This window comes from Paenarthrobacter sp. 4246 (genome assembly GCF_040546855.1).
Taxonomy (GTDB): Bacteria; Actinomycetota; Actinomycetes; order Actinomycetales; family Micrococcaceae; genus Arthrobacter.
In genome coordinates, this window is record NZ_JBEPOP010000003.1 from 1 (window position 1) to 25,842 (window position 25,842).

The 25,842-nt window shown below is 61.3% G+C and carries 24 protein-coding genes, 1 tRNA gene, 1 other RNA gene and 1 pseudogene; 18 read left to right on the plus strand and 9 right to left on the minus strand.

What is annotated here, in order from left to right:
- The first annotated feature begins 494 nt into the window (after nucleotides 1–494).
- The 6 genes from ABIE35_RS05330 (at nucleotide 495) to ABIE35_RS05355 (ending at nucleotide 5,439) form a co-directional block, all read left to right on the plus strand.
- Entirely contained in the window at nucleotides 495–914 is a 420-nt protein-coding gene (locus ABIE35_RS05330) for a DUF3052 domain-containing protein (protein ID WP_089595414.1), read from the plus strand.
- Entirely contained in the window at nucleotides 911–1,414 is a 504-nt protein-coding gene (locus tag ABIE35_RS05335; protein ID WP_354513051.1) for a peroxiredoxin, read from the plus strand. Before ABIE35_RS05330 ends, ABIE35_RS05335 begins: the two co-directional genes overlap by 4 nt.
- Entirely contained in the window at nucleotides 1,411–2,367 is a 957-nt protein-coding gene (locus ABIE35_RS05340; RefSeq protein ID WP_354513053.1) for an NAD-dependent protein deacetylase, read from the plus strand. Before ABIE35_RS05335 ends, ABIE35_RS05340 begins: the two co-directional genes overlap by 4 nt.
- Before the next feature lie 55 nt (nucleotides 2,368–2,422).
- Nucleotides 2,423–2,495: transfer RNA gene (locus ABIE35_RS05345), tRNA-Val, on the plus strand.
- A 639-nt stretch (nucleotides 2,496–3,134) separates the two neighbouring features.
- On the plus strand, nucleotides 3,135–3,929 hold the full coding sequence (locus tag ABIE35_RS05350; RefSeq protein ID WP_089595344.1) for an IclR family transcriptional regulator: 795 nt from the start codon (nucleotides 3,135–3,137) through the stop codon (nucleotides 3,927–3,929).
- A gap of 151 nt (nucleotides 3,930–4,080) precedes the next feature.
- Entirely contained in the window at nucleotides 4,081–5,439 is a 1,359-nt protein-coding gene (locus ABIE35_RS05355) for an MFS transporter (RefSeq protein ID WP_354513055.1), read from the plus strand.
- A gap of 85 nt (nucleotides 5,440–5,524) precedes the next feature.
- Here ABIE35_RS05355 and ABIE35_RS05360 read toward each other — a convergent pair whose 3' ends face one another.
- Complete coding sequence (locus ABIE35_RS05360) at nucleotides 5,525–6,028, minus strand: immunity protein CdiI family protein (RefSeq protein WP_354513057.1); 504 nt, start codon at nucleotides 6,026–6,028, stop codon at nucleotides 5,525–5,527.
- Nucleotides 6,029–6,125: 97 nt separating this feature from the next.
- Nucleotides 6,126–7,193 carry a D-2-hydroxyacid dehydrogenase gene (locus ABIE35_RS05365; RefSeq protein ID WP_354513059.1) on the minus strand — a complete coding sequence of 356 codons (1,068 nt, stop codon included), beginning with the start codon at nucleotides 7,191–7,193 and terminating at the stop codon, nucleotides 6,126–6,128.
- Between the two features lie 70 nt (nucleotides 7,194–7,263).
- Between ABIE35_RS05365 and ABIE35_RS05370 the strand changes: the two genes are divergently transcribed.
- The 3 genes from ABIE35_RS05370 to ABIE35_RS05380 are packed head-to-tail and all read left to right on the plus strand — an operon-like array spanning nucleotide 7,264 to nucleotide 10,027.
- The gene (locus tag ABIE35_RS05370) at nucleotides 7,264–8,175 is read left to right on the plus strand and encodes an NAD(P)-dependent oxidoreductase (protein ID WP_354513061.1); all 912 of its coding nucleotides are present in this window, start codon (nucleotides 7,264–7,266) and stop codon (nucleotides 8,173–8,175) included.
- 35 nt (nucleotides 8,176–8,210) lie between these two features.
- On the plus strand, nucleotides 8,211–8,981 hold the full coding sequence (locus ABIE35_RS05375; RefSeq protein WP_354513063.1) for an SDR family oxidoreductase: 771 nt from the start codon (nucleotides 8,211–8,213) through the stop codon (nucleotides 8,979–8,981).
- Nucleotides 8,981–10,027, plus strand: coding sequence for an L-idonate 5-dehydrogenase (locus tag ABIE35_RS05380; RefSeq protein WP_354513065.1), 1,047 nt, complete (start codon nucleotides 8,981–8,983; stop codon nucleotides 10,025–10,027). The genes ABIE35_RS05375 and ABIE35_RS05380 overlap by 1 nt, the downstream gene beginning before the upstream one ends.
- Nucleotides 10,028–10,034: 7 nt before the next feature.
- Here the strand turns inward: ABIE35_RS05380 and ABIE35_RS05385 are convergent, their stop codons facing one another.
- Nucleotides 10,035–10,763 carry a FadR/GntR family transcriptional regulator gene (locus ABIE35_RS05385; protein ID WP_089595337.1) on the minus strand — a complete coding sequence of 243 codons (729 nt, stop codon included), beginning with the start codon at nucleotides 10,761–10,763 and terminating at the stop codon, nucleotides 10,035–10,037.
- Nucleotides 10,764–11,006: 243 nt separating this feature from the next.
- Here ABIE35_RS05385 and gnd point away from each other — a divergent pair, with 243 nt between their 5' ends.
- Together gnd and ABIE35_RS05395 are read left to right on the plus strand one after the other, a co-directional pair.
- A complete protein-coding gene (gnd, locus tag ABIE35_RS05390) occupies nucleotides 11,007–12,443 on the plus strand; it encodes an NADP-dependent phosphogluconate dehydrogenase (protein ID WP_354513068.1) in 1,437 nt (478 codons plus the stop codon).
- Nucleotides 12,444–12,528: 85 nt separating this feature from the next.
- Nucleotides 12,529–13,368: an oxidoreductase gene (locus ABIE35_RS05395; RefSeq protein ID WP_354513070.1), complete on the plus strand. Its 840-nt coding sequence runs from the start codon at nucleotides 12,529–12,531 to the stop codon at nucleotides 13,366–13,368.
- On the opposite strand, the gene epsC is transcribed toward ABIE35_RS05395, so the two are convergent.
- From epsC to msrA, 3 genes are all read right to left on the minus strand, one after another.
- A complete protein-coding gene (epsC, locus tag ABIE35_RS05400; protein WP_354513072.1) occupies nucleotides 13,365–13,949 on the minus strand; it encodes a serine O-acetyltransferase EpsC in 585 nt (194 codons plus the stop codon). The two genes, ABIE35_RS05395 and epsC, sit on opposite strands and share 4 nt — an antisense overlap.
- Before the next feature lie 41 nt (nucleotides 13,950–13,990).
- Nucleotides 13,991–14,926 (minus strand): cysteine synthase A, encoded by a 936-nt coding sequence (gene cysK, locus ABIE35_RS05405; RefSeq protein ID WP_017200618.1) that lies wholly within the window; start codon nucleotides 14,924–14,926, stop codon nucleotides 13,991–13,993.
- A 66-nt stretch (nucleotides 14,927–14,992) separates the two neighbouring features.
- Nucleotides 14,993–15,517, minus strand: coding sequence for a peptide-methionine (S)-S-oxide reductase MsrA (gene msrA / locus ABIE35_RS05410; RefSeq protein ID WP_354513075.1), 525 nt, complete (start codon nucleotides 15,515–15,517; stop codon nucleotides 14,993–14,995).
- A gap of 134 nt (nucleotides 15,518–15,651) precedes the next feature.
- Between msrA and ABIE35_RS05415 the strand changes: the two genes are divergently transcribed.
- Nucleotides 15,652–16,581 carry a Nif3-like dinuclear metal center hexameric protein gene (locus ABIE35_RS05415; protein ID WP_354513077.1) on the plus strand — a complete coding sequence of 310 codons (930 nt, stop codon included), beginning with the start codon at nucleotides 15,652–15,654 and terminating at the stop codon, nucleotides 16,579–16,581.
- 90 nt (nucleotides 16,582–16,671) lie between these two features.
- Nucleotides 16,672–17,409 carry a zinc ribbon domain-containing protein gene (locus ABIE35_RS05420; protein ID WP_354513079.1) on the plus strand — a complete coding sequence of 246 codons (738 nt, stop codon included), beginning with the start codon at nucleotides 16,672–16,674 and terminating at the stop codon, nucleotides 17,407–17,409.
- A gap of 27 nt (nucleotides 17,410–17,436) precedes the next feature.
- Here ABIE35_RS05420 and ABIE35_RS05425 read toward each other — a convergent pair whose 3' ends face one another.
- Nucleotides 17,437–18,201 (minus strand): YaaA family protein, encoded by a 765-nt coding sequence (locus tag ABIE35_RS05425; RefSeq protein ID WP_354513081.1) that lies wholly within the window; start codon nucleotides 18,199–18,201, stop codon nucleotides 17,437–17,439.
- A gap of 57 nt (nucleotides 18,202–18,258) precedes the next feature.
- On the opposite strand from ABIE35_RS05425, the gene rnpB reads away from it, so the two are divergent.
- The 5 genes and pseudogenes from rnpB to istB all read left to right on the plus strand — a co-directional run bounded on the left by rnpB (nucleotide 18,259) and on the right by istB (nucleotide 23,349).
- Nucleotides 18,259–18,651: RNase P RNA component class A (gene rnpB, locus ABIE35_RS05430), an RNA gene on the plus strand.
- A gap of 263 nt (nucleotides 18,652–18,914) precedes the next feature.
- On the plus strand, nucleotides 18,915–20,402 hold the full coding sequence (locus ABIE35_RS05435; RefSeq protein ID WP_207593765.1) for a glyceraldehyde-3-phosphate dehydrogenase: 1,488 nt from the start codon (nucleotides 18,915–18,917) through the stop codon (nucleotides 20,400–20,402).
- 72 nt (nucleotides 20,403–20,474) lie between these two features.
- Complete coding sequence (locus ABIE35_RS05440) at nucleotides 20,475–20,684, plus strand: hypothetical protein (RefSeq protein ID WP_354227167.1); 210 nt, start codon at nucleotides 20,475–20,477, stop codon at nucleotides 20,682–20,684.
- A 162-nt stretch (nucleotides 20,685–20,846) separates the two neighbouring features.
- Nucleotides 20,847–22,538 (plus strand): IS21 family transposase, encoded by a 1,692-nt coding sequence (gene istA / locus ABIE35_RS05445; protein WP_354513084.1) that lies wholly within the window; start codon nucleotides 20,847–20,849, stop codon nucleotides 22,536–22,538.
- A pseudogene (gene istB, locus ABIE35_RS05450) lies at nucleotides 22,535–23,349 on the plus strand (IS21-like element helper ATPase IstB). The gene istA and the pseudogene istB overlap by 4 nt, the downstream one beginning before the upstream one ends.
- Nucleotides 23,350–23,545: 196 nt before the next feature.
- Here istB and ABIE35_RS05455 read toward each other — a convergent pair.
- Both ABIE35_RS05455 and ABIE35_RS05460 read right to left on the minus strand, forming a co-directional pair.
- Nucleotides 23,546–24,706, minus strand: coding sequence for a hypothetical protein (locus tag ABIE35_RS05455; protein WP_354513086.1), 1,161 nt, complete (start codon nucleotides 24,704–24,706; stop codon nucleotides 23,546–23,548).
- Between the two features lie 192 nt (nucleotides 24,707–24,898).
- Nucleotides 24,899–25,168: a hypothetical protein gene (locus tag ABIE35_RS05460; RefSeq protein ID WP_354513088.1), complete on the minus strand. Its 270-nt coding sequence runs from the start codon at nucleotides 25,166–25,168 to the stop codon at nucleotides 24,899–24,901.
- Nucleotides 25,169–25,842 lie beyond the last annotated feature (674 nt).

Genomic DNA, 25,842 nt, shown 5'->3' on the forward strand with positions numbered 1-25,842 from the left:
CACTCCGCGGTCTCTTCCGGATCACGATCAGGCAGCTGGGCAGTCAACCCGCTGAGGATGTGTGAGGTCTCTTCTCCTGCAGCCACGTCCAACCTTCCTTTAGGCGCATGCATCGGCGCCTCAGGTCTGGCAGGGTAACTGCCCGTCGTGAACGCGTCGTGTGCGACATTTCGGTTTCAACAGCCCGGTCCGATGCGCCGGGCAGGTCTTGTGAGCGCTTGGCTGCCCAGTAGAATTCTGCGGGGCGATCGCCCTGCAGCCAGAGCGCTCATGGCCACTCTAGCTTTCACTGCGCTGGGATGCGTAGCCGCGGGCCCTGAAGCGCGTTGTATGTCACACCCCGCCGGCCTGCGTGACGGAAAGCACGTGACGGTCACAGCCCCGAAACACCCCGGGGAATGCGGAATGTGGCCCGTGGCAGGGACAATGGCTTGAAGCACACGCCCAAAGGGTGTTGGCTGTTAGTAATGGAAGTCACTTCAAAAGGAGGAAACGTGAGCGAGGCCGACGCCGCCACATCGGTAAATGTGGCGGAACGAATGGGTTTCAAAGATGGGGATCTGATTCAGGAGCGCGGCTACGACGACGACGTCGACTTCGACTTGCGTGATGACGTTGAAGATGTGACGGGCTCTGAGCTGTTGGATGAAGACGACCACGACGTAGTAGATGCCGTTGTCTTTTGGTGGCGGGATGGCGACGGTGATCTTGTTGATGCCCTCATGGATTCGCTTACCACGCTGAAGGAAGGCGGAGTTGTCTGGGTGCTGACCCCTAAGTCCGGCCGTGACAACTATGTTTCTCCGGCTGATATCCAGGATGCGGCCCCCACATCCGGGTTGCACCTCACCACCTCTGCCGGTGTGTCGAAAGACTGGAGTGCCACCCGACTGGTGCCGAAGAAGAACAAGTGACGGATGTCCGACTGGCGCCGGCTCCTGCGGTCGTTCCGCAGCCGGGACAAGCTGCGCCGGACTTTGAGCTCGTAAACCAGTTTGGCGAGCCTGTCCGCTTGTCGGATTACCGGGGCCGCAACGTAGTTGTGGTGTTCTACCCCTTCGCGTTCTCCGGGATCTGCACCGGTGAACTTTGTGAGATTCGCGACAACATTGCGGCGTTCGAGAATTCGAACGCGGTGGTACTCGCGGTCTCCGTGGACAGTAAATTCACTCTGCGCGCTTACGCGCAACAGGAAAGCTATGGCTTTGACCTGCTGGCCGATTTTTGGCCCCATGGTGCGGTAGCAAAGTCCTACGGGGTTTTCGACGACGTCAGCGGCATGGCCCTCCGGGGAACGTTCATCATCGACGCCGCGGGGATCATCCGGTACGTCGTGGTCAATCCACGTGGACAAGCGAGAAACTTGGCTGAATACCGCCTCGCGCTCTCGGCGCTCGGTCAGCAGCAAGCATGAGTGACGGCCGGCCCGGCGTGGGCATGACTGGTTTTGCCAGCATGGCACCTGCGCCGGCGGCGGTGCTTGATCCTGAGGAGCTTTACTCCGTCAGGCAGGCTGTAGGGGTCATGGGCGGAAAGCGTCTGGCTGTGCTGACCGGCGCCGGGCTCAGTACCGATTCCGGTATTCCGGACTATCGAGGGCCAGGGGCTGCACCCCGGAATCCCATGACCTTTCAGGAGTTCATCGGCAGCGAGGCCAACCGCAGGCGCTATTGGGCCCGGAACCATCTTGGATGGTCCCACTTGAGGCATGCCGACCCCAACGCCGGACACGCCGCGGTCGCGCTGATGGAGCGCAGGGGTCTCCTGTCAGGCCTCATCACCCAGAACGTGGACAGGCTCCACGAGGACGCCGGCAGCGTCAACGTGGTCGATTTGCACGGACGCTTTGACCAGGTGGTCTGCCTTGAGAGCGGCCATATTTTCAGCAGACGGCTCATTGCGGCGATCCTTGAGGAGATCAATCCGGGATTCCTTGATGCCGCCTTGGAGTCCGGGCTGGTGGAAATGGCTCCGGATGCTGACGCAACGGTTGAGGATCCGGAGCTCATTACCTCATTCGTCATGGCGGTTTGTCCCAGGTGCGGAGGGACGCTTAAGCCCGACTTCGTCTATTTCGGCGAGAACGTTCCCAAGGACCGCGTTGAGCGCGCCTACGCCATGGTTGATCAAGCGGAGGCACTCCTCGTAGCAGGCTCGTCCCTGACGGTGCAGAGCGGGCTGCGCTTCGTGCGCCACGCCGCCAAGGCCGAAAAGCCGGTCGTCATTATTAATCGGGGAACTACCCGGGGTGACAGCTATGCCACCCTGAAACTCGAGCTCGGAGTCAGCGGCGCCTTGGACTATTTGGCACGGAACTTGCCGGATATTCCACGTGCGATGACCCCGATTGGTGTTTCTCCCGATTGATCATGTAGAGTCATTGTTCGTTGGTTGAAGCGCTGAGGCACTGAAACCGCACCATGGGTCTTTAGCTCAGCTGGTAGAGCGCCACGTTTACACCGTGGATGTCATCGGTTCGATCCCGGTAGGACCCACCGATCAAAACCCCGTCACTCCAAGCCTTTTGGCTGGCAGTGGCGGGGTTTTTTCGTTCAAAGGCCGCGTTCTTTACATGCCTTTAATGTCAGGGCCCGCTTCTAGGGTTCTTCCCATGGAGCACGTATATATCCGCAGCAGCACGCAGGGCACGCCAGCGGTGGTCGTAAGAGGCGATCGGGAATGGCGGATCGTAGTAGAGCCTGTGCGCTGGTTTGAGCGCGTCCCATGGTGGGAGCAGTCACGGCGAATGCCGAGGGGGCAAGGCCGAGTAGACGTGGAGATCTGGCAGGTCCAGGTTCGATTGGGAAACAATCTCCGGTCCGGCATTGCTACGTGGGAGCTGGTGCGGGACGGTGCCGGAGGAGGTTGGTGCCTCAGGGGCGAAGAAATGGCCGCGGCCTAGGTGTCACGCGAAATGGATGAGCTCTCCACCGCGACTATTGGGGGATGCCGCGGTGGAGAGCTCGAAGATGAATATACAGAGAACTCTTGGGTTTGGAAAGCCGGGCATGCCAAAACGGCCGGAACGTGTCGAAGATCCGCTGGGGTCATGCCTCATGGTGGCAGCGGGGTGACACTATGATGGGAAGTGTTCAGCTGAATGAACGCGATGAGAGTTCTGACGAAGGAGAATCATGGCCGATTCCCGCACCACCCGTTCCGAGGGGCTGGGCGCTTCGTCGCCTGCGCCTGCCGTGACCCGCGCAGCAGCGGTTCTTGAGGCGCTGGCAGGATCTCCGTCGGGTCGGCTGACACTGAGTGATCTTTCCCGGGAACTTGGCATCCCCAAATCGTCCACGTCCAATCTCTTGCTGGCGCTCGAAGAAGCACGCCTTATTACCAGGCAGGGCGCGGACTTTGCCTTGGGGCGGAAACTGGTGGAGCTCGGCGCCGCCTACCTGAGCCGACTCGATGAGGTGCAGGAGTTCTACAAGTATTGCGAGCAAGCGCCTACCCTCTCTGGTGAGACGGTACGCATCGCCATGCTCGACGGCGACCACGTCATCTATCTGGCCCGCTATGAGGGGCATCCTGCGGTGAGGCTGACCTCCAATATTGGCGACAAGATGCCGGTCTCCCTATGCAGCGTTGGCAAAGCCCTGCTGGCGCAACTGCATGATCATGACATTGAGTCAATGTTCCCTGATGGCATGGAACTTCCGGTCATGACTGCCAACTCACTTCGCACCGCTGAGGAGCTCAAGTCCCAAATTGCAGCCATCCGGAAGCAGGGGTTCGCCTTCGAAGATGAGGAGTCGACGGTGGGTGTGGTCTGCCTCGCCGTGCCTGTGCCTACCCATGGAGCACACGGTCCCAGTTTGGGACTTTCGGTGACTGCGCTGAAGGCCACCTACTCCGAGGAGCAGGGAGCCTTGATGGTCAAGGAGCTCAAGGAGTTGGCGCGATCACTCGGGAACCCGATGGGCTAATCTCCGTAACTCTCGGGAACTCTCTAAATAAATCTGATTACAACCTTGGCAGCGAGTTCAACAAGCTGTACGCTGTTCATCATAGTGATCTTGGCGGTGATGCCATCGCTATCTCGCCGGGCCAACGGGGGCCTGGGGTGATTTTGAGGGAGTGCTTGTGATAACTCGTACTAATGCACGGCTCGCAGCTGATGCTGATGATGCTGTTGTTGAGCCGGAACAGCTGCGCAGGGCGACCTTGGCCAGCTCAGTTGGCTCAGCCTTGGAGTACTACGATTTCTACATCTACGGATTGGCTTCCGCGCTGATCTTTGGCCCATTGTTCTTTTCTCCCCTGGGGCCGGAGGGTGCCCTGATCGCCTCCTTCGCCACGTATGGCGTTGGATTCGCGGCGCGACCTTTCGGTGGTTTGATCTTTGGCTACATCGGCGACAGGTTTGGCCGGAAGATGGTCCTGATCCTGACCATTGCCTTGATGGGCACGGCAAGCTTCGCCATTGGGTTGCTTCCGACCTTCGAACAGGCCGGAATGCTCGGGGCGGTCCTGCTGGTGACCTTGCGGATTATCCAGGGCCTCGGCGCCGGAGCAGAACAGGCCGGTGCCACCACGCTGATCTCCGAAGTAGCTCCGCGCCGTCGTCGTGGTTTCTTCGCATCATTGCCTTTCGTGGGCATACAACTGGGCACCCTCCTCGGCGCGGGAACCTTTGCTGTGATTGCCATGGCTGACAAGGCCGTCCTGCAGGGCTGGCTGTGGCGCGTTCCGTTCTTGGCCAGCTTCATCCTGATCGCAGTGGCCATCTTCATTCGGCTCAAGCTCAAGGAAACGCCTGCCTTCCAGGAGTTGGAGAAGCACAAGAATGTGGTCAAGAACCCCATCAGTGCGCTGTGGAAGCACTCCAAGAAGAATGTGCTCTTGGGCATTGGGCTCCGTATGGGCGAAAACGGTAACTCGTCCATCTACTCGGCCCTGTTGGTGTCGTTCATGAGCATGCCGGCAGGCGTTTTCGCCGGGAACAATTCGATCGGTCCCGTGGGCTTGCTGATCGCCGCAGGTTTCGCTGCCGTCCTGGTGGTGACGTTCGGCGCGCTGTCCGATAAGTTCGGCCGCGTTCCGGTGTACCGCTACGGCGCCTTGTTCCAAGCCATCATTGCGATCCCTGCCTTCTACCTGGTCACCTTGGGCAACGTCACTCTGGTGTGGGTTGTCATGTCAGTGGGCATCGCCATCGGCGTCCAGTCGATGCTTGGCCCCCAGTGCCCGCTGCTGCCTGAACTGTTCGGCTCCCAGTACCGCTTTACCGGCGTGGCCATGAGCCGGGAAATCTCAGCCGTCCTGGCCGGCGGGCTCGCACCCCTGCTGGGTGCGCTCATGCTGGCGGCCACCGACCACTCGTGGTGGGTGCTGGCCATCTACTCCCTGGTCCTGGCGCTCATCTCCTTCGTCACCACCTTCTTCACTCCGGAGACGGCGGGCCGAGACCTGGTCAGCACCGAAGACGCCAAGTAGCGTCCCGGCATCACAAACGCCGTGTGGCACCCTCCAGGTGGAGGGTGCCACACGGCGTTTGCGTCGGGAGCCGGCGCTTGCCGTACTATACCTGTTTCGCTTGCGTCGGCTTGAAAATGCTGCCAGACCCAGGAGCAGAGGCGAACCATCCTGTGCCTGTTCCGGGAGGGGCGTCGGCTAAAGCAAGCGCGATTCTGTCTTTTTCTGCGTGCGCCGCAGCTACAAGGGCATCGAAGGCAGCAACTGCCTGCGGGTTGGGGACCCTGGTGCCCCGGAACCGGTGTGTTTGGGCGTTTTCACCATAGGATCTGAACACGATTTCATAGCCGTCGCCGAGTTCGTCCGCCACGCGCTGTGCCAGGCGATGACCTTCAGAGGCGTATCTGACTGCGCTGTCCGCTGACTTCCAGGTGAAATCACGTGTCAATGACTCGTAGTAGAACTGTTCCCAGTCCTGCAGCTCATGCACCAGGCTTTCCGTAAGGCCGGTGACCTCATAACTGATGGGGACATCCAGCCACAGCACCGTATCTCCGTAGTCCGGAAACAAGCGCACGGTGGTCCGGTGGGAGCCTTCAGCTGACCTCATGCGGCGACTCTACTGCTGTTCGACGGCAAAACAAGGGCGCGGCCGGGGGGCAGTCCCTGGCCGCGCCCTGCACGAACCGCAGATGGAGAATTAAGGCCTAGTAGAAGTGGACGGGATCCACCAGGTGGGGCAGTTCGCCGCCGGCCAGGAACGTGCGAAGGTTGCTGCAGAACCGTTCGGCGATGAGGCGGTTCTCCGCAGAGCTCAGGGCGGAGGTGTGCGGAGACACCAGTACCCGGGGATGGCTCCACAGGGGGCTGTCCTGGGGGAGCGGCTCCACGGCGAAGACATCAAGGCAAGCGTAGGAGACCTGACCGTTGTCGAGTGCTTCGAGCAACGCGTCCTCATCCACCACTGTTCCGCGGCCTACGTTAACGAAGACGGTGCCGGGCTTCATGGCGGCGAAAATGTCCCTGTTGAACAGCTTCTCCGTGTAAGGAGTACCGGGAAGGGTGTTGACCACTGCGTCAGCGTCTGCCAGCAGTCCAGGGAGTCCGTCGTTGCCGGTGACCTCCTCTATTCCGTCGATGGCTTCGACGTTGCGCTTGGTTCCGCTGACTTTCATGCCCAGGGCGCGTGCGATGCGTGCCGTCTCCATGCCGATCTCGCCGAGACCGGCAATGACCACCTTGGAGCCGTTGGCCAATTTGGTGGGAGTGCGGAGCTCGGGCCAGAACTTGGCGGCTTGGTCTTGTGCCATCTCTGCGCTGCGCTTGAATCCGTTGAGGATGCCGAACGCGGAGAACTCTGCCAGTGGTAGCGCGTGGACGCCTGCGGATGTGGTGACGCGGAACTTCTGCAGGGACTCGGTGTCCAGACCTGAGGCTTTAACCGCTCCGCCTGCGCCGGCGGCCATGGCGTGGATCCACTGCAGGTGTGGGTTGCTGGCCGCGACGCGTGCCAGTCCGGCGGGGCTTTCATTGGGGAAGCCGTAGAGAACCTGCGCCCGGTTCAGCAGCGACCAGTAGCGCTCCTCCTGCTCGGGCGTCCGCTTGAAGCCGGGGTCGCCTGCGTGATCGGCGGGGAACCGCTCGGGGGGCAGCAGATCCGGTTCGTAGAGAACTGTTACGGAGGGATCTACAGCGCGGATCAGCTCTACGTGCTCTGCTTCGAGCGGCACAGCGATGGCGATGGTCAGTTCATCAGTCGTCATAGTGTTCATCATACTGAATGGCGGCTAGGATATTGAACAGTATTCCTGAAGATGACCACAAAGAAGTGAGGTGTTACCTGCCATGATCAGTCAGCGAGTGGGCTTCGTGGGCCTGGGACTCATGGGCGCACCCATGGCCGCCAATATCGCCAAAGCCGGCTGGTCCGTCACGGGCTGGAACCGATCCGATGCCGCCTTTGACAGCCTGTCCGGCGTCCATCGCGCAGCAAGCGTCGCGGAACTCCGTGACGAGGACGCCATCATCTTCATGCTCCCGGACCTGCCGTTCATTGAAGGCGCCGCCGAGGACCTGCTTGCGTCATGGCGGAACCGACCGCCAAAGCCAGGCACCGCCGTCGTGATTATGAGCAGTGTCTCGCCAACAGCGGTACAGCAATTCGGTAACACAGTTCATGAGGCAAGCAGTGGTAACGCAGTGGTGGTGGACGCGCCGGTCAGTGGAGGCACAGCCGGCGCGCAAAACGGGACACTGGCCATCATGGTTGGAGCCACCGAATCCGATTTCGAAACGCTGCAACCACTGCTGGGCGCCATGGGGACCACCGTTCGTCGGATGGGACCACTGGGAGCAGGGTCCCTCGCCAAGGCGTGCAACCAACTGATTGTCGGAACCACGACGGCGGCGCTCGCCGAAGCCGCCGAACTCGCCGAACGGTCCGGTATGGAAGTGGGAGCCCTCTTTGACGTCCTGTCCGGCGGGCTGGCGGGAAGCCGGGTTCTGGACATCGTTGGTCCACGACTAGCCGCCAAGGACTACGCACCTACCGGTCCGGCCAAGTTCATGCACAAGGACCTTGGCTTCGTGGTGTCCAGCGCGGAAGCCGTTGGTTCCGCCGTTCCCATGGCTTCAGCCGCGATTGAACTCTACGCAGAACTCAAACGCCAGGGCCTCGGCGACCAGGACCTCGCCGTGGTCCGCCAAACCATCGCAAACCTGAGCCGGGCGCACGCAGCGTCGGCGAACACCAACTGAACCGGCGCAACCACAGAAGGAATGAAGAACAAACCATGAGTGGACTTTTTGATCTGACAGGGCGGGTTGCCTTGGTCACTGGTTCGAGCAGGGGGATTGGTAACGCGTTGGCCAGGGGCCTGGCCGATGCCGGCGCTACTGTTGTGCTCAATGGCATCAATCGGGAGCGGCTTGAAGCGGCCCATCAAGCCATGGCGGTGGATTTTCCGGCGGCCCGGGTGCACAGCCGCGCCTTCGACGTCACGGACGCTGCGTCCGCTGCTGCGGGAGTTGTCTGGGTGGAGGAGAACGTTGGCCCACTGGAGATCCTGGTGAACAACGCCGGGATCCAACACCGCGTTCCCATGCTGGACCTGGACGTCAAGGACTGGGACCGGGTGATCACCACGGACCTGACCAGTGCATTCCTGGTAGGCAGGGAAGCCGCACGGCACATGATCCCCCGGGGACAAGGGAAGATCATCAATATCTGTTCGGTCCAGACGGACCTTGCCCGGCCAACCATCGCACCGTATGTGGCTGCCAAGGGCGGCCTCCGGAACCTGACCCGCGCCATGACTGCTGAGTGGGCCGCGTCCGGTTTGCAGATCAACGGCATCGCGCCGGGGTACATCCACACGGAAATGACGCAGAACCTGGTGGATGACTCCGACTTCAACTCCTGGATACTGGGCCGCACTCCGGCCAACCGGTGGGGGACTGTAGCCGACCTTGCCGGGCCCACTGTGTGGCTTGCCTCCCAGGCGTCCAACTTCGTTAACGGCCAGACGATCTTCGTCGACGGCGGAATGACGGTGGTGGTCTGATGGGCATCATTCTTCCGGCTTCCGGCCCCGCTGTGGTGGCCTATGGCAAGGACGATCTCCGGATCGAAGACATCCCACTGACCGCACCGGCTGCCGGGGAAGCGATCGTGGAGATTGCCTACGGCGGGATTTGCGGTTCAGATCTTCATTACTGGTTGCATGGTGCGGCAGGGGCGTCGATCCTCAAAGAGCCCATGGTCCTCGGGCACGAGATTGTGGGAGTGGTGGTCCAGCAGGCAGCCAATGGTTCCGGCCCTGGCGTGGGAACGCCGGTGGCCGTACATCCAGCGACGCCGGCCCCTGGGGATGTCAGGTATCCGGAAGACCGGCCCAACCTCTCTCCGGGCTGCACGTACTTGGGCAGTGCTGCCCGGTATCCGCATACGGACGGCGCGTTCAGCCGCTACGCCAACCTGCCCTCCAGGATGCTCCGCCCGCTGCCGGAAAACCTGGACCTTCGCACCGCTGCGCTCGTGGAACCTGCCAGTGTTGCATGGCACGCGGTGGCCCGCGCGGGCGACGTCAAGGGAAAGACGGCCATGGTGATCGGCAGCGGCCCGATCGGCGCCCTTGCCGTCGCGGTCCTCAAGCGTGCCGGCGCGGCCAGGATCGTCGCCGTCGACATGCATGACAAGCCGTTGGAAATCGCCCGTGCTGTTGGCGCGGACGAAGTCCTCAAGGGCGATGAAGCGGAGGCCATAGCGGCAGTGGACGCCGACGTCGTCATTGAATCCTCGGGAAGCCACTACGGACTGGCCTCGGCCATCAAGGGAGCCACGCGCGGCGGCAAGGTAGTGATGGTTGGCCTGCTGCCGTCAGGACCTCAACCGGTGTTCATCTCCCTGGCAATCACCCGCGAGCTGGAACTGCTCGGCTCGTTCCGCTTCAATGACGAAGTCGATGATGTTATGGCTGCTTTGGCCGATGGGTCGTTGTTTGTGGACCCTGTGGTGACGCACGAATTCGACCTCGCCCATGGACTGGAAGCCTTTGAGGTAGCCAAGAACTCCGCCGAGTCCGGCAAGGTCCTGCTGAACTTCGGATAGCTGCCGGCTAGTTCTTGGACACAGGGACGAAGACGCGGGGCTGGTCATCCCAGCTGGGTGCCAGCTCCGCGATGGTCTGCCGCATGATCTTCGCTGCCGCGTCCCGCGCCAGGGAACCGTCGCCGGCGTCGATCGCATGGGCGACGTCCATGTGCCACTGCAATGCTTGTTTCTGGGGGTGTTCAGGCATGAGTCCGTGCACCGTCCGTCCGGTGAGTGTCTCGGTGACCTGGCCAATGAGGTTGGCGAACATTTCATTGCCTGAGCCGGACAGCACCAAGGCGTGGAAGCGGATGTCGAGGTCCAGGAACCTGGCCATATCGCCGGCGTCGCCGGCTTCCTTCATGGCCAAAGAAATACCCACCAGCTCTTGGCGGAGGCTTTCCGGTGCATTGCCTGCGGCAAGTTCTGCAGCAACGGGCTCGACGGCGGAACGCAGCTCTGCGAGCGACCGCAACTGGGCGCCACGCCCTTCGCCTGCCAGCCGCCAACGAATCACCAAAGGATCGAAAGGATTCCACCGGTGCGCAGGAAGGACCCGGATGCCTACTCGCTTGATGGTCTCCACGAGGCCCAGCGACTGTAGGACGCGCACAGCCTCCCGGACCACCGAGCGGGACACCTTGAGTTCGTCTTCCAAGTGCTCTGCCAACATCACATGCCCGGTTGGCAGGGCGCCCCCCACAATCCGGGTTCCCAAATGCTCAACGGCGCGGTGGTGGAGGCTGGTTGACATAGAGGTAAGCATAGTGGGGCACGGGTCGCCTGCGTGCAGGACCCGGCGTCGCATGCACGGATGGATCCGGGCGCTCATCATAGACTGTTTATGACGCGGGGAGCTTCCACAACGTGGGCGCCGCTTTCCCGCCCAAGGTTTTAATACGTATGGTTTATTACAGCCCCTGGTTTTGAAATCGCTTCCTGCGTGCCCCCAGGGGGGCACGGCAGGACTGTTTGTAACGAACGAATTGGAGTTTTGATGTCAGCACACATCGGTGTCACCGGCCTTGCGGTGATGGGCGCCAACCTGGCCCGCAACCTCGCCCGCAACGGCTTCACCGTGGCTCTCCACAACCGCTCCGTGGAAAAGACTGACGCCCTGCTCGAAAAGCACGGCACGGACGGCGACTTCATCCGCACGGAAACGCTGCAGGAACTCGTCGATTCCCTCGAAAAGCCCCGTCGCGTCCTCATCATGGTCAAGGCAGGCGCTCCCGTTGACAACGTGATCGAGCAGCTCGAGCCCCTGCTCGAAGCCGGTGACATCATCATCGACGCCGGCAACTCGCACTATGAGGACACCCGCCGCCGCGAAGCCGCGCTGGCAAAGAAGGACCTCCACTTCGTCGGCGTCGGTGTATCCGGTGGCGAAGAAGGCGCCCTGAACGGCCCGTCCATCATGCCCGGCGGCTCCCGCGAGTCCTACGACGCCCTCGGCCCGCTGCTGGAGAAGATTTCCGCCAAGGTCGACGGCGAACCTTGCTGCGCCTGGATCGGCACCGACGGCGCCGGCCACTTCGTCAAGATGGTCCACAACGGCATTGAATACGCCGACATGCAGGTCATCGGTGAAGCATTCGACCTCCTCCGCTCCGGTGCAGGCATCGAGCCCGCCGAGCAGTCCAAGATCTTCGCAGAATGGAACAAGGGCGATCTGTCCTCCTTCCTGATCGAAATTTCCGCTGAGGTCCTGGGACACGTTGACGCCAAGACGGGCAAGCCGTTCGTGGACGTCGTCGTCGATGCTGCAGGCCAGAAGGGCACGGGCCGCTGGACGGTCATCTCCGCCCTGGAACTCGGCTCCCCGGTCTCCGGCATCGCCGAGTCCGTCTTCGCCCGCGCATTGTCCTCCCAGACCGAGCAGCGCAAGCTTGGCCAGGAACTGCTCGCCGGTGAAGAGGCCTCCGTGGAAATCCCCGAGACCTTCGTCGAGGACGTCCGTCAGGCACTGTACGCCTCCAAGCTGGTCTCCTACGCCCAGGGCCTTGACATGCTGACTTCAGCAGCCAAGGAGTACGGCTGGGACCTCAAGCTGGATGAGATTGCTTCGCTTTGGCGTGCAGGCTGCATCATCCGTGCAGAACTGCTCAAGGACATCACCAAGGCCTACGCCGCAGAAGAGAAGCCCGCCAACCTGCTGTTCGCCCCGGCGTTCACCAAGGCCATCGCCGAGGCACTCCCGGCGTGGCGCCGTGTGGTAGCTACCGCAGTCCAGTTGGGCATCCCGGTACCGGTGTTCTCCTCCTCGCTGGCCTACTACGATGGCCTGCGCCGCAAGCGCGTGGCCGCTGCACTGATCCAGGGCCAGCGCGACCTCTTCGGAGCACACACCTACGGCCGTGTGGACACCGACGGTACGTTCCACACACTGTGGGGCGAAGACAAGTCCGAGATCTCGGCGGTCGACACCCACTAGCATCACCGTCCCGTCAAAGGCCGGTCCATCCCCGTTAAGCTGGGGAGGGCCGGCCTTTGCCGTACGCGAAAGAAGGAGAATCGCCATGGCATCCCGTATTGCGATGGTCACCGGGGCCTCCACAGGAATTGGCTTTGACACAGCCGTCGCCCTGAGGGCGGCCGGGTTCACGGTCTACGCCGGCGCGCGCCGCGTGGAGAAGATGGAACCACTGAAACCCCACGGCATCACGGTCATGTCCTTGGATGTCACCTCGGAGGAATCCATGGCGTCGGCGGTGGCGCTGGTGGAAGCGGCCCACGGGCACATCGATGTGCTGGTCAACAACGCAGGTTATGGCTCCTACGGATCCCTCGAGGAAGTACCGTTGGCCGAGGGCAGGCGTCAATTCGACGTCAACGTCATGGGCCTGGCCAGGATGACCCAGCTCGTGATCCCAGGGATGCGGGCCGCCGGCTCCGGCAGGATCATCAATGTCACGTCCATAGGCGGAAAAATCTACGAGCCATTGGGCGCCTGGTACCACGGAACCAAATTCGCCGTCGAAGGTATGAGCGATGCCCTGCGCCTGGAACTGAAGCCGCACGGCATCGACGTCGTGATCATCGAACCTTCAGGGACCAACAGTGAATGGGGCACCATTGCGGGAGAGAGCTTGCTGGCTATGTCCGGAGACGGGCCTTATCAGCAGCAGGCGCATGTGGTGGCTGCTGCTTTGGCGTCAACATCAGGAGAGGGCCACGTGTTGTCGACCCCGTCACGGGTTGTTGCCAACGCCATCGTTCGAGCCGCGACGGCAAAACGCCCCAGGACCCGCTACCCGGTGGGAAGGGGAGCCTGGAGCGTCCTGGCGATGCGAAGGATTCTTCCTGACCGTGCGTTCGATGCTGTCTTCTGGAATTTCTACAGAAGGCTGGCGGGCTAGATCCGGTATTCGATGTAGTACTCCGCGGGATCCACGGCGGGTTTTGTTTCGGACTTCGCGTCGCGGTGCCGCCAAGTGGCAGGAATGCCCGTGATGATGGATTCCGGTGGTGCGTCCTTGACCACCACGGCGTTGGCACCGATTGCGCTGCCGGCACCGATGGTGATGGGACCCAGGACTTTTGCGCCTGCGCCAATGGTGACGCGATCGCCGATGGTGGGGTGCCGCTTGACCTTGGCCAGCGAACGTCCGCCGAGTGTTACGCCGTGATAGATCATCACGTCCTCGCCGATTTCGGCGGTTTCTCCGATCACGACGCCCATTCCGTGGTCGATGAAGAACCGGCGGCCAATGGTGGCACCAGGATGGATCTCGATGCCCGTCAGGAACCTGGCCAGCTGGGAGATCAGGCGCGCCGGAAAACGGAACGCCGGATTCTGCCACAGGCGGTGCGTCACTCGGTGGGCCCATATGGCGTGCAGGCCGGAATATGCGAAAAAGTTCTCGAAAGAGCCTCGAGCCGCCGGGTCGTGTGACCGGGCGGCATCGAGGTCTTCCTTAAGCCTTGCGAAGAAGCTCACAAAGACCTTTCTACAGGAAATGAAGGATTGCGGGCGGTGTCTCAGCCCCGGATGTCGTCGAACAGCACTGTGGAGATGTAACGCTCTCCAAAGTCGCAGACGACAGCAACAATCAACTTGCCGGCGTTCTCGGGACGCTTGGCCAGCTCAAGGGCACCCCACACGATGGCACCGGAGGAGATGCCACCGAGGATGCCTTCACGGGCGCCGAGTTCACGGGCAACACGAACGGAATCTTCCAGCGTGGCGTCCAGGACTTCGTCGTAAACGTTGGTGTCCAGGATTTCCGGAACAAAGTTGGCGCCGATTCCCTGGATCTTGTGGGGACCCGGAGCGCCACCGTTCAGGATCGCGGAGTCCTTGGGTTCGATAGCTACGATCTGCACGCCCGGCTTGCGTTCCTTGAGGACCTGCCCGACGCCGGTGATGGTGCCTCCGGTGCCCACGCCTGCAACAAAGATGTCCACTTCACCGTCGGTGTCTTCCCAGACTTCCTCGGCAGTGGTGGTGCGGTGGATCGCCGGGTTGGCCTCATTGGCGAACTGCTGCGCCCAAATGGAGTTCTCCGTGTTGGCGACGATTTCCTGGGCCTTCTCCACCGCGCCGCGCATGCCTTCGGATCCGGGCGTGAGGACGATTTCGGCGCCGTAGGCGCGCAGCATGACGCGGCGCTCGGTGGACATGGTCTCCGGCATGGTCAGGATGACCTTGTAGCCGCGAGCTGCGCCCACCAAGGCAAGAGCGATGCCGGTGTTGCCGGAGGTACCTTCGACGATGGTTCCGCCGGGCTTCAAGGCGCCGGACTTCTCGGCAGCGTCAATGATGGCCACACCGATGCGGTCCTTGACGCTGTTGGCCGGGTTGTAGAACTCAAGTTTGACGGCAACCGTGGCGTCAAGGCCTTCGGTAAGCCGGTTCAAGCGGACCAGCGGTGTGCGGCCGACCAGTTGCGTGACGTCGTCGTAGATCCTAGCCATGAAAATTACGCCTATCTCTGAAGAGGGAATGCTGAGGTCAGCCTAACCAGCCGGATCGAAACACCGCTAAGCAGTAAGCCATGCAGAGTAATATTTCCGGGCCTTGGCCAGCTTCGGGTTAATAATCACCTGGCAGTATCCCTGGTAGGGGAATTTGGCGTAGTAATTCTGGTGGACTTCCTCGGCCTCGTGGAACTCAGGCAGACGGCTGACCTCCGTCACAATTGGATCCGGCCAGAGTGCCTGGGCGCGCTCGATGGCTTCCTCGAACAGCACTTTCTCTTCCGTGGTGGTGTAGAACATCGACGACCTGTACTGGGTACCCACGTCATAGCCTTGCCGGTTCAGCGTGGTGGGGTCGTGCAGGGCAAAGAACATGTCCAGAATGACCTCCTCGGGGACCACGGTTTCGTCGAAGGTTACTGCCACCACTTCGGCATGGCCCGTAGTACCTGAGCAGACCTGGTAATAGTCGGGATCGCGGACGTGGCCGCCCGTGTAGCCCGAAACAACCGAGCTGACACCGCGGGTTTTCTGGTAAACGGCGTCCAGGCACCAAAAGCAGCCACCGCCAAGTACGAAAGTTTTCATGTTCTCTTCAATGGATCGGAGGGCTTGATGATTCCCGCTTCACCTTACGGGAGAATTACGGCACCCGGCAGGTCTTCGGGTGGCGGAACTGCCATATCCGCCGTGGCAGGGAAGAAGTAGGGAAGAATAGGAGCATGGAAGCAGTAAACACCGGTATTTCTGATGCGGATTCGGTCGATGATGACCAAACAGTTGAAGAGGACGAAACAGTTGACGCCGGCGGAGATCCCACGCTTGGCCAGGTGTTGCTTGCTGTTGAAGAGCTCTGGCCCGAGTCACTGGCCGAGGAATGGGACGAAGTTGGCTTGGTTGTGGGACGCCCCAACGTCCCGGTGACCAAGGTCCTCTTTGCCGTAGACCCCACGTTGGCTGTCATTGACGAAGCCATTGAGTGGGGCGCCGGTCTGCTGATCACTCACCACCCTTTGCTCCTTAGAGGGGTGAACTCCGTGGCCGCCACCTCTGCCAAGGGCATGGCGGTGCACCGGTTGATCGAGGCCGGAACGGGCCTTCTGACCGTCCATACCAACGGCGACTCCGCAGTCGGGGGAGTGTCGGACGTCCTGGCCGACGCCTTCGGACTGGAAAACGTGGAGCCGCTGACTCCGGCTGCCAACGGCTTGCCTGAAGAGGGCATCGGCCGCGTGGGTGACCTTCCGGAACTCATCACGCTCGGTGATTTCGCGGCGAGGGTCTTCGAAATGCTGCCTGCAGTGGCCGGCGGCGTCCGCGTCGCCGGAGACAAGGACGGGCTGGTGCGGCGGGTTGCCGTCTGCGGTGGCGCCGGCGACAGCTTGTTCGACGCCGTTCGTGCCAGCCATGCCGACGTATACGTGACCGCAGACATGCGCCACCACCCGGCCTCGGAAGCCCGTGAGGGTGCAAGCAATGGCCGGCCGTACCTGATCGACGTTTCACACTTTGCCAGCGAGTGGCTGTGGCTGCCTGCCGCCGCAGAAGCGCTGGGCAACGTGCTCGCGGACCAAGGCTACGACGTCGAGATCCGTGTCAGCAGCACCAACAGTGATCCCTGGGACTTCATACTCACTCCCGGCGGGGACTAGAGTCTAGAAGGATACGGACAGCCTCAACAGAATGGGGCAAGTCCGGCCGGAACTGATCTCCAGGCCCGGCAGCGATAAGCGGAGGTAAGCGTGGCGAAAGCAGCACCGGCAGAACAATTGAAATTGCTTGAACTGCAGGGGCTGGATGCCAAGCTGAAGTCACTGGCCGGCCGCCGGAAAGTCCTGGAGACAGATCCCCGGATCACGGACCTCACGGATGCGCTGAACGTGGCCAACGGCGAACTCGGAGCAGCCAAAGTTGCCGTCCATGACGCCGAGGCCGAACTTCGCCGGGCGGAAGCCGACGTGGAGCAGGTAGCCACCCGGATTGAACGTGACGAGACCCGGCTCAACAGCGGCACCGGCCTGTCCAAGGATCTGGTGGCGCTCCAAAGCGACATTGCCTCACTGAGCAAGCGCCGCTCTGACCTTGAAGACGTGGAGCTCGAAATCCTGGAGCGCTTGGATACTCTGCGCGAGCGTCAGGCCGCACAGCAGTCGATCGTTGACGACATCCAGGGCTCATTCGGCAGCATCCGTGCTGAACTGGATGAAGCCATAGCCGAGATTGCCGCCGAAGAAACTGTGGTTCGGGGACAGCGGGCAGCGTTCGCCGACACCCTGGACGCCGGATTGCTGGCGGTTTACGAGAAGACCATTGCCAAGCGCGGGGTCGGCGCCGCCCGGCTGTTCCACGGCAAATCCGAAGGCTCGGGCATGATGCTCAGCCCTGGCGACCTCGCCGAGGTCAAGGCTGCGGCAGAGGACGATATTGTTTTCTGCCCGGACTCCGGGGTCATCCTGGTCCGTTCGGCCGACTGGAACTGACCGGGTCTCACTCTTCCCGGCCTGAACTCAGCTGGACAGGATGATGTTGAGCGCGTGGGGCTTCCGGGCAGTGCCTTCTACGAGTTCTGCAGTCCAGGCTTCTCCGGCAGCCTTCAGGAGCTGGTCCGGGGTTGCCGGAGCCTTGCCACGCCGGGTCAGCAAGTGTCGCGCCAGTTCGCCGCGGGTGTGTTTGGCGAAATGGCTCACCACTGTGCGCTTGCCATTGGCTTCATTGAACACATTAACGTTGACGGTCTGCGCCGCCGGGGGAGCCCAAGCAGCGGCATAGGTGCTGGAGCGGCAATCCACCAGGAGTTCTCCTTCGGCACGTGAGGCGAGGGCGGCGTTAAGCTGCGGCTTCCAGTAGGAGGCGAGGCGTCCGACGTCGGGCAGTGCAGTCCCCATGGACAGCCGGTAGGCGGGCACGTGGTCGCCAAAGCCGATGGCGCCCCAGAGGGCGGAAACCACCAGAATGGACTCAGTGGCCTTACGGCGCTGGGCCGGCGTCATGCTGTTATAGCCCAGGGCGTCATAGAGAACCCCCGAATACACCTGGTGCGCAGGCGCTGCCGGTTCGGTATGGAGCCGGGTGTTACGTTCGATGTCGCCCCGCAACGAGGCGCCGACGCCCAGCAGTGAAAGTGCATCCTCGTGTGCGCTCACTGTGCCCAGGGCCTCGAGCACTTTTGCCCGGTAGGGATTCAGCTCGGGAAAGCTCAGCGACTCCCACTCGATGACGGGACCTTTGGGGGCGGGGGTCTTGCCTTCGGAAGGCGGCAGCAGAATCAGCACCCGTCGATATTACCGGGGACTTTGGCGGGTCCCAACGCCGGTAGACTGGACGGCGGATGGGTCGACCAGGCGGTCGCGCGTCACGAAAGTGGCTCGAGGAACGTCCGGGCTCCGTAGAGCAGGGTGGTGGGTAACGCCCACTCGGGGTAACCCGCAGGCCAGTGCCACAGAGAAAAGACCGCCTGCGCTGCGTGATGATTTTCATCGCGGAGCAGCAGGTAAGGGTGAAACGGTGGTGTAAGAGACCACCAGCTCCCTGGGTGACCGGGGAGGCTAGGTAAACCCCACCCGGAGCAAGGCCAGACAGGACACGTTTGAGGGCTGCTCGCCCGAGTGTCCGGGTAGGCTGCTGGAGGGCGTCGGCAACGGCGTTCGTAGATGGATGGCCGCCACTCTCTTTCCGGTAACGGAAGGGGATGACAGAACCCGGCGTATCGGTCGACCCATCCATTTATGACTGGCGAGAACCCGCCGTGTGAGTGATTTCACGCCGCTGGGCGGACTACGCCCCCTCCTTCCGCCGTAGAATGGTTTGTGAACGTAGATGTTCTGCCGCCGGGACTGCGTTCGCAGCCGGCGGATTTTCTTTGCTCTCGTTCAAGGCGCTGTGGGTGGACCGAAGCCCGCCGGCGCATGTGCCGCAGGACTACTCCGGGCGGCCGCTGCCATCTGCATACGAGGACGTATGTGGTTGACCCAAGGAAGGTAGTTCTGTGAGCCAGACGTCAGATTCTTGTCTTGATAAGTGGATGGGCCGGGAGGCTCTCGCCGAGGCCATGATTCCGGTGATCGGCCGGCTGTACCGGGAAAACAACGTGGTCACCAGCATCCATGGCCGCAGCCTGATCAACAAGTCCACCATGAACATCCTCAAGGCGCACCGATTTGCCCGCCGGATGAGCAACCACGAGCTCCTGCTCGAAGAGACCGCACCCTTGCTGAACGCCCTGTCGGAGCTGGAACTCGGCGCAGCAGCCATTGACATCGCGCGCCTGACCGAAAAGTTCCGGGCTGAAGGCAATGGCGCCTCCTTGGATGAGTACCTGCGCGCTGAGCTTGCCGAGATCGTGGGCAAGCGCGGCGCTGACGACCGGACCAGCACCGACGTCGTGCTTTACGGCTTTGGCCGTATCGGCCGTCTCCTGGCCCGCATCCTCATCGAAAAGGCGGGCGGCGGACACGGCCTGCGACTCCGCGCGATCGTAGTGCGCAAGGGTGCCGAAAACGATCTTGTAAAGCGCGCCAGCCTTCTGCGCCGCGACTCCGTTCACGGTTCCTTCGAGGGCACCATTCGCGTGGACGAGGAAGCCAACACCATCACCGCCAACGGCGTGCAGGTCCAGGTCATTTACTCGGACAACCCTGCCACGGTGGACTACACCGCCTACGGAATCAAGGACGCCCTGGTGGTAGACAACACGGGGCGCTGGCGCGATGCCGAAGGCCTCTCCCAGCACCTGCAGAGCAAGGGTGCTGCCCGCGTCCTGCTCACCGCCCCGGGCAAGGGCGACCTCAAGAACATCGTCCACGGCATCAACCACAAGGACATCTCGGACGATGACAAGATCGTCACTGCTGCTTCCTGCACCACCAACGCCATCACCCCGGTGCTCAAGGCCATCAACGACAAGTTCGGCATCATCCACGGCCACGTGGAAACAGTGCACTCGTTCACGAACGACCAGAACCTGATTGACAACTTCCACAAGGGCGATCGCCGCGGACGTTCAGCCGCGCTGAACATGGTCATCACCGAAACCGGGGCCGCCAAGGCCGTAGCCAAGGCCCTCCCGGAACTTCAGGGCAAGTTGACCGGCAATGCCATCCGCGTTCCCACGCCGGATGTTTCCATGGCCATTCTCAACCTGAATCTGGAAAAGGGCACCACCCGGGACGAAGTCAATGACTTCCTCCGCGAAATGTCCTTGCACTCCGATCTTCGGAAGCAGATCGACTACATCGATTCTCCCGATGTTGTCTCCACGGACTTCGTTGGCTCGCGCCGTGCAGGCATCGTCGACGGCCTGGCAACGATCTCCAATGACAAGAATCTTGTACTTTACGTTTGGTACGACAACGAGTTCGGTTACTCATGCCAGGTTGTCCGTGTCATGGAGGAAATGGCCGGCGTCAACCCGCCGTCGTTCCCTGCCCGCGACGTCGTGGCTCCCATCGCCGTTCTGGAAACGGCCGGCGCCTAGTACCCGGAAGTATTCGCGGGTTTCCCGGCTGAATCACTGGTATCAGCCGGGAAACCTGACCAAAATGGGTTCATGGAAAATGAATCAACTTTGGAGCACGAGACAGCACTGGAACATGCGCTGGACGTAGCCCGCGCGAATCACAAACAAGCCCAAAAACTCCTGGATCAGGCTGTCGCAGCCAACGCCTCCGGCGACGTCCCGGACCAGCGGGTGGAGCAATTGCGCGGACTCCTCGCGCTGGCCACCGAGGACCTCCAACGCGTGCTGCGCGAGCAATAAACCCGGATGATTATGGCAGTTTGAGTGGAGACCGGTTTTGCAGTTTGACTTGAGCCCACTTCGCGCGGTTTTACGGCTCGCCGGTTGATGAATCGCAGTTTCGTTTGAGCCCACCCCACCGTTGGTTCCGTCAGAGTGCTTTTCCAACAGTGGAAGGCAGTGATGGAGTTGAGAGTGGAGCTGTTCGCGAGGATCCGCCGGGATGCCAGGGTCCGGGGTTTGTCGATCCGGGCTCTGGCCAAGGTGCACAACGTCTCGAGACGAACGGTCCGTCAGGCGCTGTCGGCCGCGGAACCGCCTGAACGGAAGCCACCAACACGTCGGGCCCCGAAACTGGGTCCTTTGAAGCCGGCCATTGACGCGATGCTGCTTGCTGATCTGGACGCTCCACGAAAACAACGCCATACTGCGCAACGGGTTTTTGACCGTCTGGTTGATGAACACCAGGCGGTCATTTCGTATTCATCGGTCCGTCAATACGTCAAATCCCGGCGGGCTTCGATCGCGGTTGAGTCCGGAAACGCCCCGGTGGAGGCTTTCGTGCCGCAGGAACACGCTCCGGGCGCGGAGGCGGAGGTGGACTTCGGGGATGTGTGGGTGGATCTGGACGGGGTCCGGACCCGTTGCTACATGTTTGCTTTCCGACTCAGCCACTCTGGGAAGTCCGTTCATCGGATTTACCCGACCTGCGCCCAGGAAGCTTTCCTGGAAGGCCATATCGAAGCGTTCAACACCATTGGTGGTGTCCCTGCCCGCCATATCCGTTACGACAACCTCACCTCAGCGGTGACGAAGGTCGTCTACGGTGCTGGCCGGCAGCGGGTGGAGAACGAGCGTTGGGTGTTGTTCAAATCGCATTTTGGTTTCGATGCCTTTTACTGCGAACCAGGCATAGGCGGCGCCCATAAAAAGGGCGGAATTGAAGGCGAAATAGGCAGATTCCGCAGGAACTTCCTAACCCCGGTCCCGGTCGTGAAGACCCTCGCCGAGCTCAACGACAAACTCCGGGTCTGGGACGAGGAAGAAGACGCCCGCAGGATCTCCCAACGCCTGCGAACCATCGGGCAGGACTTCGCCGTCGAACAACCCCTGCTTTCGCCTGTGCCCTCGGAAACCTTTGATCCGGGCCTGGTCCTAACTCCCAGGGTTGATCGGTCCTCACTGGTCACCGTCCGATCGATGAAGTACTCCGTCCCCGCACGGTTCATCAACCGCAAAGTACGAGTCTCCCTGCAAGCGACGCAGGTGAAGATCTTTGACGGCCGGACCCTGATCGCGTCGCATCCTCGAACGGTCGGCAGAGGCCGCCAATGCGTGCAGCTGGACCACTATCTTGAAGTACTCCGTATAAAGCCCGGCGCGCTCCCTGGATCCACGGCCTTGGCCCAAGCCCGCCAGTCCGGGGCGTTCACGCCCGCCCACGACGCGTTCTGGGCCGCCGCCCGAAAAACCGATGGAGATACCAAGGCAATCCTGGAACTCATTGATGTGCTGCTCCTGCACCGGGTCATGAACGCCTCCGATGTCATCGCCGGGATCACCGCAGCCCTGACAGTCGGTGCGGTCAGCGCCGACGTCGTCGCAGTCGAAGCCAGACGGGTAGCCGCCGAACGGAACACCCCGGGGTGGGTTCCGCCCGAATGCGATTCCGGCGCGAAAGAAGGAATTGTCGAGCACCGCATTGTTAGTCTCACCCAGCGCCGCCTAGCCGATCCGGCGGCCGTGATCGCCGGTCTGCCGCCGGATAGGCGCCCGGCCCCAACCGTTGCCGGCTATGACCAGCTGCTGGCTAAACGCACCACTCATGCCACCGAACCCGGCGTCGTCACCACAACCAAGGAGCAGATCTCATGAGCCCAACCCCGCCAGTTGTTGTGTCCCAAACCCTGCGTAGGCGCCGGGGTTTGACCGAACAAGCCGCCGTTGCGGCCGTGGACCAGGCATGCAGGCGGCTGCGGCTACCCACGATCAGGGCCGTCCTGGACGAAGCCTTATCTGTGGCTGGTAAAGAGCAGCTGAGTTATCAGGGCTTCCTGGCCGAACTCCTCTTGGCCGAGTGTGATGACCGGGACCGTCGTTCCTCGATCCGAAGGGTGAAATCCGTTGGCTCCCTAGGGATAAGTGGCTTGGGGACTTTGATTTCGACGCTAACCCGAACATCAATGAAGCAACAATCCACACGCTGGCTAAAGGGGACTGGATCCGCAAAGGCTCGCCGCTGTGTCTCATCGGCGACTCAGGAACCGGAAAATCCCATCTGCTCATCGGGCTAGGCACGGCCGCTGCGGAGAAAGGCTTCCGGGTCAAGTACACCCTCGCGACCCGGCTCGTGAACGAGCTCGTAGAAGCCGAAAACGAAAAGGCCTTGGCCAAAACCATCGCCCGCTACGGCCGCGTGGACCTTCTTTGCATTGACGAGCTGGGTTATATGGAACTCGACAAGCGCGGCGCCGAGCTTCTGTTCCAAGTCCTTACTGAACGCGAAGAAAAGGCATCCGTCGCGATCGCCACCAACGAATCCTTCTCCGGATGGACGAAAACCTTCACCGACCCGCGCCTCTGCGCCGCCATCGTCGACCGGCTTACGTTCAACGGGACCATCATCGAAACGGGAACTGACTCCTACCGCCTCGCCCACACCCTGGCCCAGCAAACCGCCAGCTAGATGTGGGCCCGACTCAAATCGTGCAAACGGAACAGGAATGCGCGTTTAGCATTTCGGCGTCAGTTTGGGGCGACAGACCAATCCCTTCCCATGACGTTCAGTGATTATCGGGAGTCGCCGCTGTGCGGAAGACCCGACCGCGTCAGATTCCCTACCAACCTAGTAGCAGCGCCAAGGATCAGCGCCGGGAAAGCTGTTACCAGGTTACGAGGATCATCCCCAGGCTGCTGGCTATGGTCCGGGTGGAAGTAAACCACACAGTGCCGCTGCATAGATTGCCTCCGCCGTCGCGGACGCTGCCGCAGCCGGCTCCGCTTGTCCATGGCCAGACAATGGCCTGGATCATTCCCGCAGCGCCGACGGTGCCGTTGCCATATGGGACGAGGACCGGTCCGCCGCTGTCACCTTCGATTGCAGAGATAGCTCCGGCCGTCTGCATGAATCCTTCAATCTGGGAAGCTTCGCCGTAGCCGTCGTTCCACTTGTGTCCCATTTTGGAGATACCGATATTGCAATGAACCCCGGAATTTCCTCCACTGGTGCAGACACGATCACCGAGGGAGACGTCATGGTAACCAGACACAGCCTTGGAATATCCCGCGCTGTTGTTCCATGCCCCATCGAACATCCACTTGCTGCCGCGCTCGGAGAGCAGTACTGCTTGGCCATCAGGTGAGTCCCGCCATTGCAACCCCAAGGACGTGTTGGAATTGTCACGCGCGTTCCAATATCCGCTCCGGCAATGGCGGGCCGTGTTGGTGTACGTTGCATCCCTGGAGTAGGCCAACGCAAAGCCAGTGGAACAGCCGTTGTAAGCGGTGGAGTGGAGCATATAAGCGCCGGAATTGAACGGACTTGTATCGTTCATCCGGGTCGCGGCGGCGACCCGGACGCCATCGATGACTCTTACCGGCACTTTAGCGATAGCCTGCGCCGAGGTTTCCACGGCTGCCCGCTGGTCAGCGGCCAGTTTCAATGCCGGACTCGTGAGTGCGTGGCCTTCGATCTCGATCTGGCCGTCGTCATCTCGAATACCGCCAACACTTTCAACTTTGAATCCCAGGGCCTCGAATGACGGTTTTTGCGCCAGGAGCAGGTTCACGGCGGCATCGATTTCGGCGACGGAGTATGGTCTCTCCGCAAACGTGACTGTGATTCCGCGGGCTTTGCCCTCAGAAGCGACAGTGTCCCGAAGATCGGAGGGGCCTTTCCACAGGACTTTCGTTGATAATGTCGCGGCATCATTGACCTGTTCGACGTAGCCCGCCTCGTATATTCCTCGAAGCTGAGTAATCCAGTATTTGAAGTCAGAGAGCTTCTTCTGATTCTCCAGGAACTCCGTACCGATGCTTTGCACGTACTTGTCTATGGCACTCCCACCTGAGGGGGTTTCGGGTGGGTCTGAAGCCGCTGTTGCGGGGCTAGCCAAACCAGCCAAAATAAGGAAGGTCGATGCAGCGACGTACACAAATTTTCGTGCCAGGTTGTCCCCCTAAATGATGAAGCGGATAAGAATTCCTTTGATGCAGTGACTTGCTGCGAGCTTGGGTCAGGAAGTGGAGAAGGAGATGGAGTCTTGACCGCGCGTCCAGGTCAGGATGCCGTCCGCGTACGCCAACTCCACGCTGCCCTGCATGAGCTCGAGAATCCATGTCCGTTGTTCGCCGGCAGACTCTATGCAGCCATCCGCGCCGAGGGCCTGCTGCCCAGTCAGCCGCATGGTGGTGCCAGTGATCGTGACGGGCCCATCCAGAGGCCCGCACGGCATCACCGTCGTCAAGTATGTTTCTCCACCGCGTTTTTCCAGCTGGGCTGTCACTTCGCCTGAAGATAACCACGGGAGCGGAGTGCCGTCTGCGGATCCATCAATGCTGGTGTACTTCCCGCAGGGCGCCTCGGCCAAGAACTGGGCACACTCAGCGGAGCTAGCCGGCGAAGTTACGCCCGGACTTGAACCTCCCGGCGACGACGCACACGAGGAAATCGTCAGCCCCAAAAAAGTAATAAAACAGAAGCAACCAAGCGTTTTGCGGATCTTCATTGGCCCCCCAAACTGAACTTGGTCGAAGCATATATGAGACCGCGAAACTTGTCCGCAAATAGTGAGAGCCGATTTGAGAACGTAAGTCCCGGCTTTTGCAACTCTCCCTACGTGCAGATCCTCGGGAAGGGCATGACCCTCTAATCCCACCGCTCTGACGGGCACGAAGCCTTCGCCCAGTAATGACGGACATATCGGGTTGGATGCCGTGATCCGGCATCGTGAAGGCGTGAGTGTTCACTGCGTTGGTTGGGCATGGTCGTCGCTAGTGCTCAGCGGTGGAATGTCTGAGGATTGGGTGGGTCAGCTCGGTCGTGCAAGGCCTCTGACAGGGTTACCTGCCGTGAGGCCGCCAATCCTTGCAGCTGCCAGTGGGATCCGTTCAAATTGCGATTACATCGAAAAGTGGTCCCGAATCGGGTTGCCATTCTCACCCGGAGATCCGCCCCCAC

Excerpts from the sequence above, each read along its gene's own strand:
- istA (WP_354513084.1), top strand. The coding sequence starts at position 20,847 with ATGGAGTTGAGAGTGGAGCTGTTCGCGAGGATCCGCCGGGATGCCAGG.
- ABIE35_RS05370 (WP_354513061.1), top strand. The coding sequence starts at position 7,264 with ATGATCAGTCAGCGAGTGGGCTTCGTGGGCCTGGGACTCATGGGCGCA.
- ABIE35_RS05440 (WP_354227167.1), top strand. The coding sequence starts at position 20,475 with ATGGAAAATGAATCAACTTTGGAGCACGAGACAGCACTGGAACATGCG.
- ABIE35_RS05365 (WP_354513059.1), bottom strand. The coding sequence starts at position 7,193 with ATGATGAACACTATGACGACTGATGAACTGACCATCGCCATCGCTGTG.
- ABIE35_RS05350 (WP_089595344.1), top strand. The coding sequence starts at position 3,135 with ATGGCCGATTCCCGCACCACCCGTTCCGAGGGGCTGGGCGCTTCGTCG.
- ABIE35_RS05385 (WP_089595337.1), bottom strand. The coding sequence starts at position 10,763 with ATGTCAACCAGCCTCCACCACCGCGCCGTTGAGCATTTGGGAACCCGG.
- cysK (WP_017200618.1), bottom strand. The coding sequence starts at position 14,926 with ATGGCTAGGATCTACGACGACGTCACGCAACTGGTCGGCCGCACACCG.
- ABIE35_RS05340 (WP_354513053.1), top strand. The coding sequence starts at position 1,411 with ATGAGTGACGGCCGGCCCGGCGTGGGCATGACTGGTTTTGCCAGCATG.
- ABIE35_RS05415 (WP_354513077.1), top strand. The coding sequence starts at position 15,652 with ATGGAAGCAGTAAACACCGGTATTTCTGATGCGGATTCGGTCGATGAT.
- msrA (WP_354513075.1), bottom strand. The coding sequence starts at position 15,517 with ATGAAAACTTTCGTACTTGGCGGTGGCTGCTTTTGGTGCCTGGACGCC.
- ABIE35_RS05380 (WP_354513065.1), top strand. The coding sequence starts at position 8,981 with ATGGGCATCATTCTTCCGGCTTCCGGCCCCGCTGTGGTGGCCTATGGC.
- ABIE35_RS05395 (WP_354513070.1), top strand. The coding sequence starts at position 12,529 with ATGGCATCCCGTATTGCGATGGTCACCGGGGCCTCCACAGGAATTGGC.
- ABIE35_RS05375 (WP_354513063.1), top strand. The coding sequence starts at position 8,211 with ATGAGTGGACTTTTTGATCTGACAGGGCGGGTTGCCTTGGTCACTGGT.
- gnd (WP_354513068.1), top strand. The coding sequence starts at position 11,007 with ATGTCAGCACACATCGGTGTCACCGGCCTTGCGGTGATGGGCGCCAAC.
- ABIE35_RS05360 (WP_354513057.1), bottom strand. The coding sequence starts at position 6,028 with ATGAGGTCAGCTGAAGGCTCCCACCGGACCACCGTGCGCTTGTTTCCG.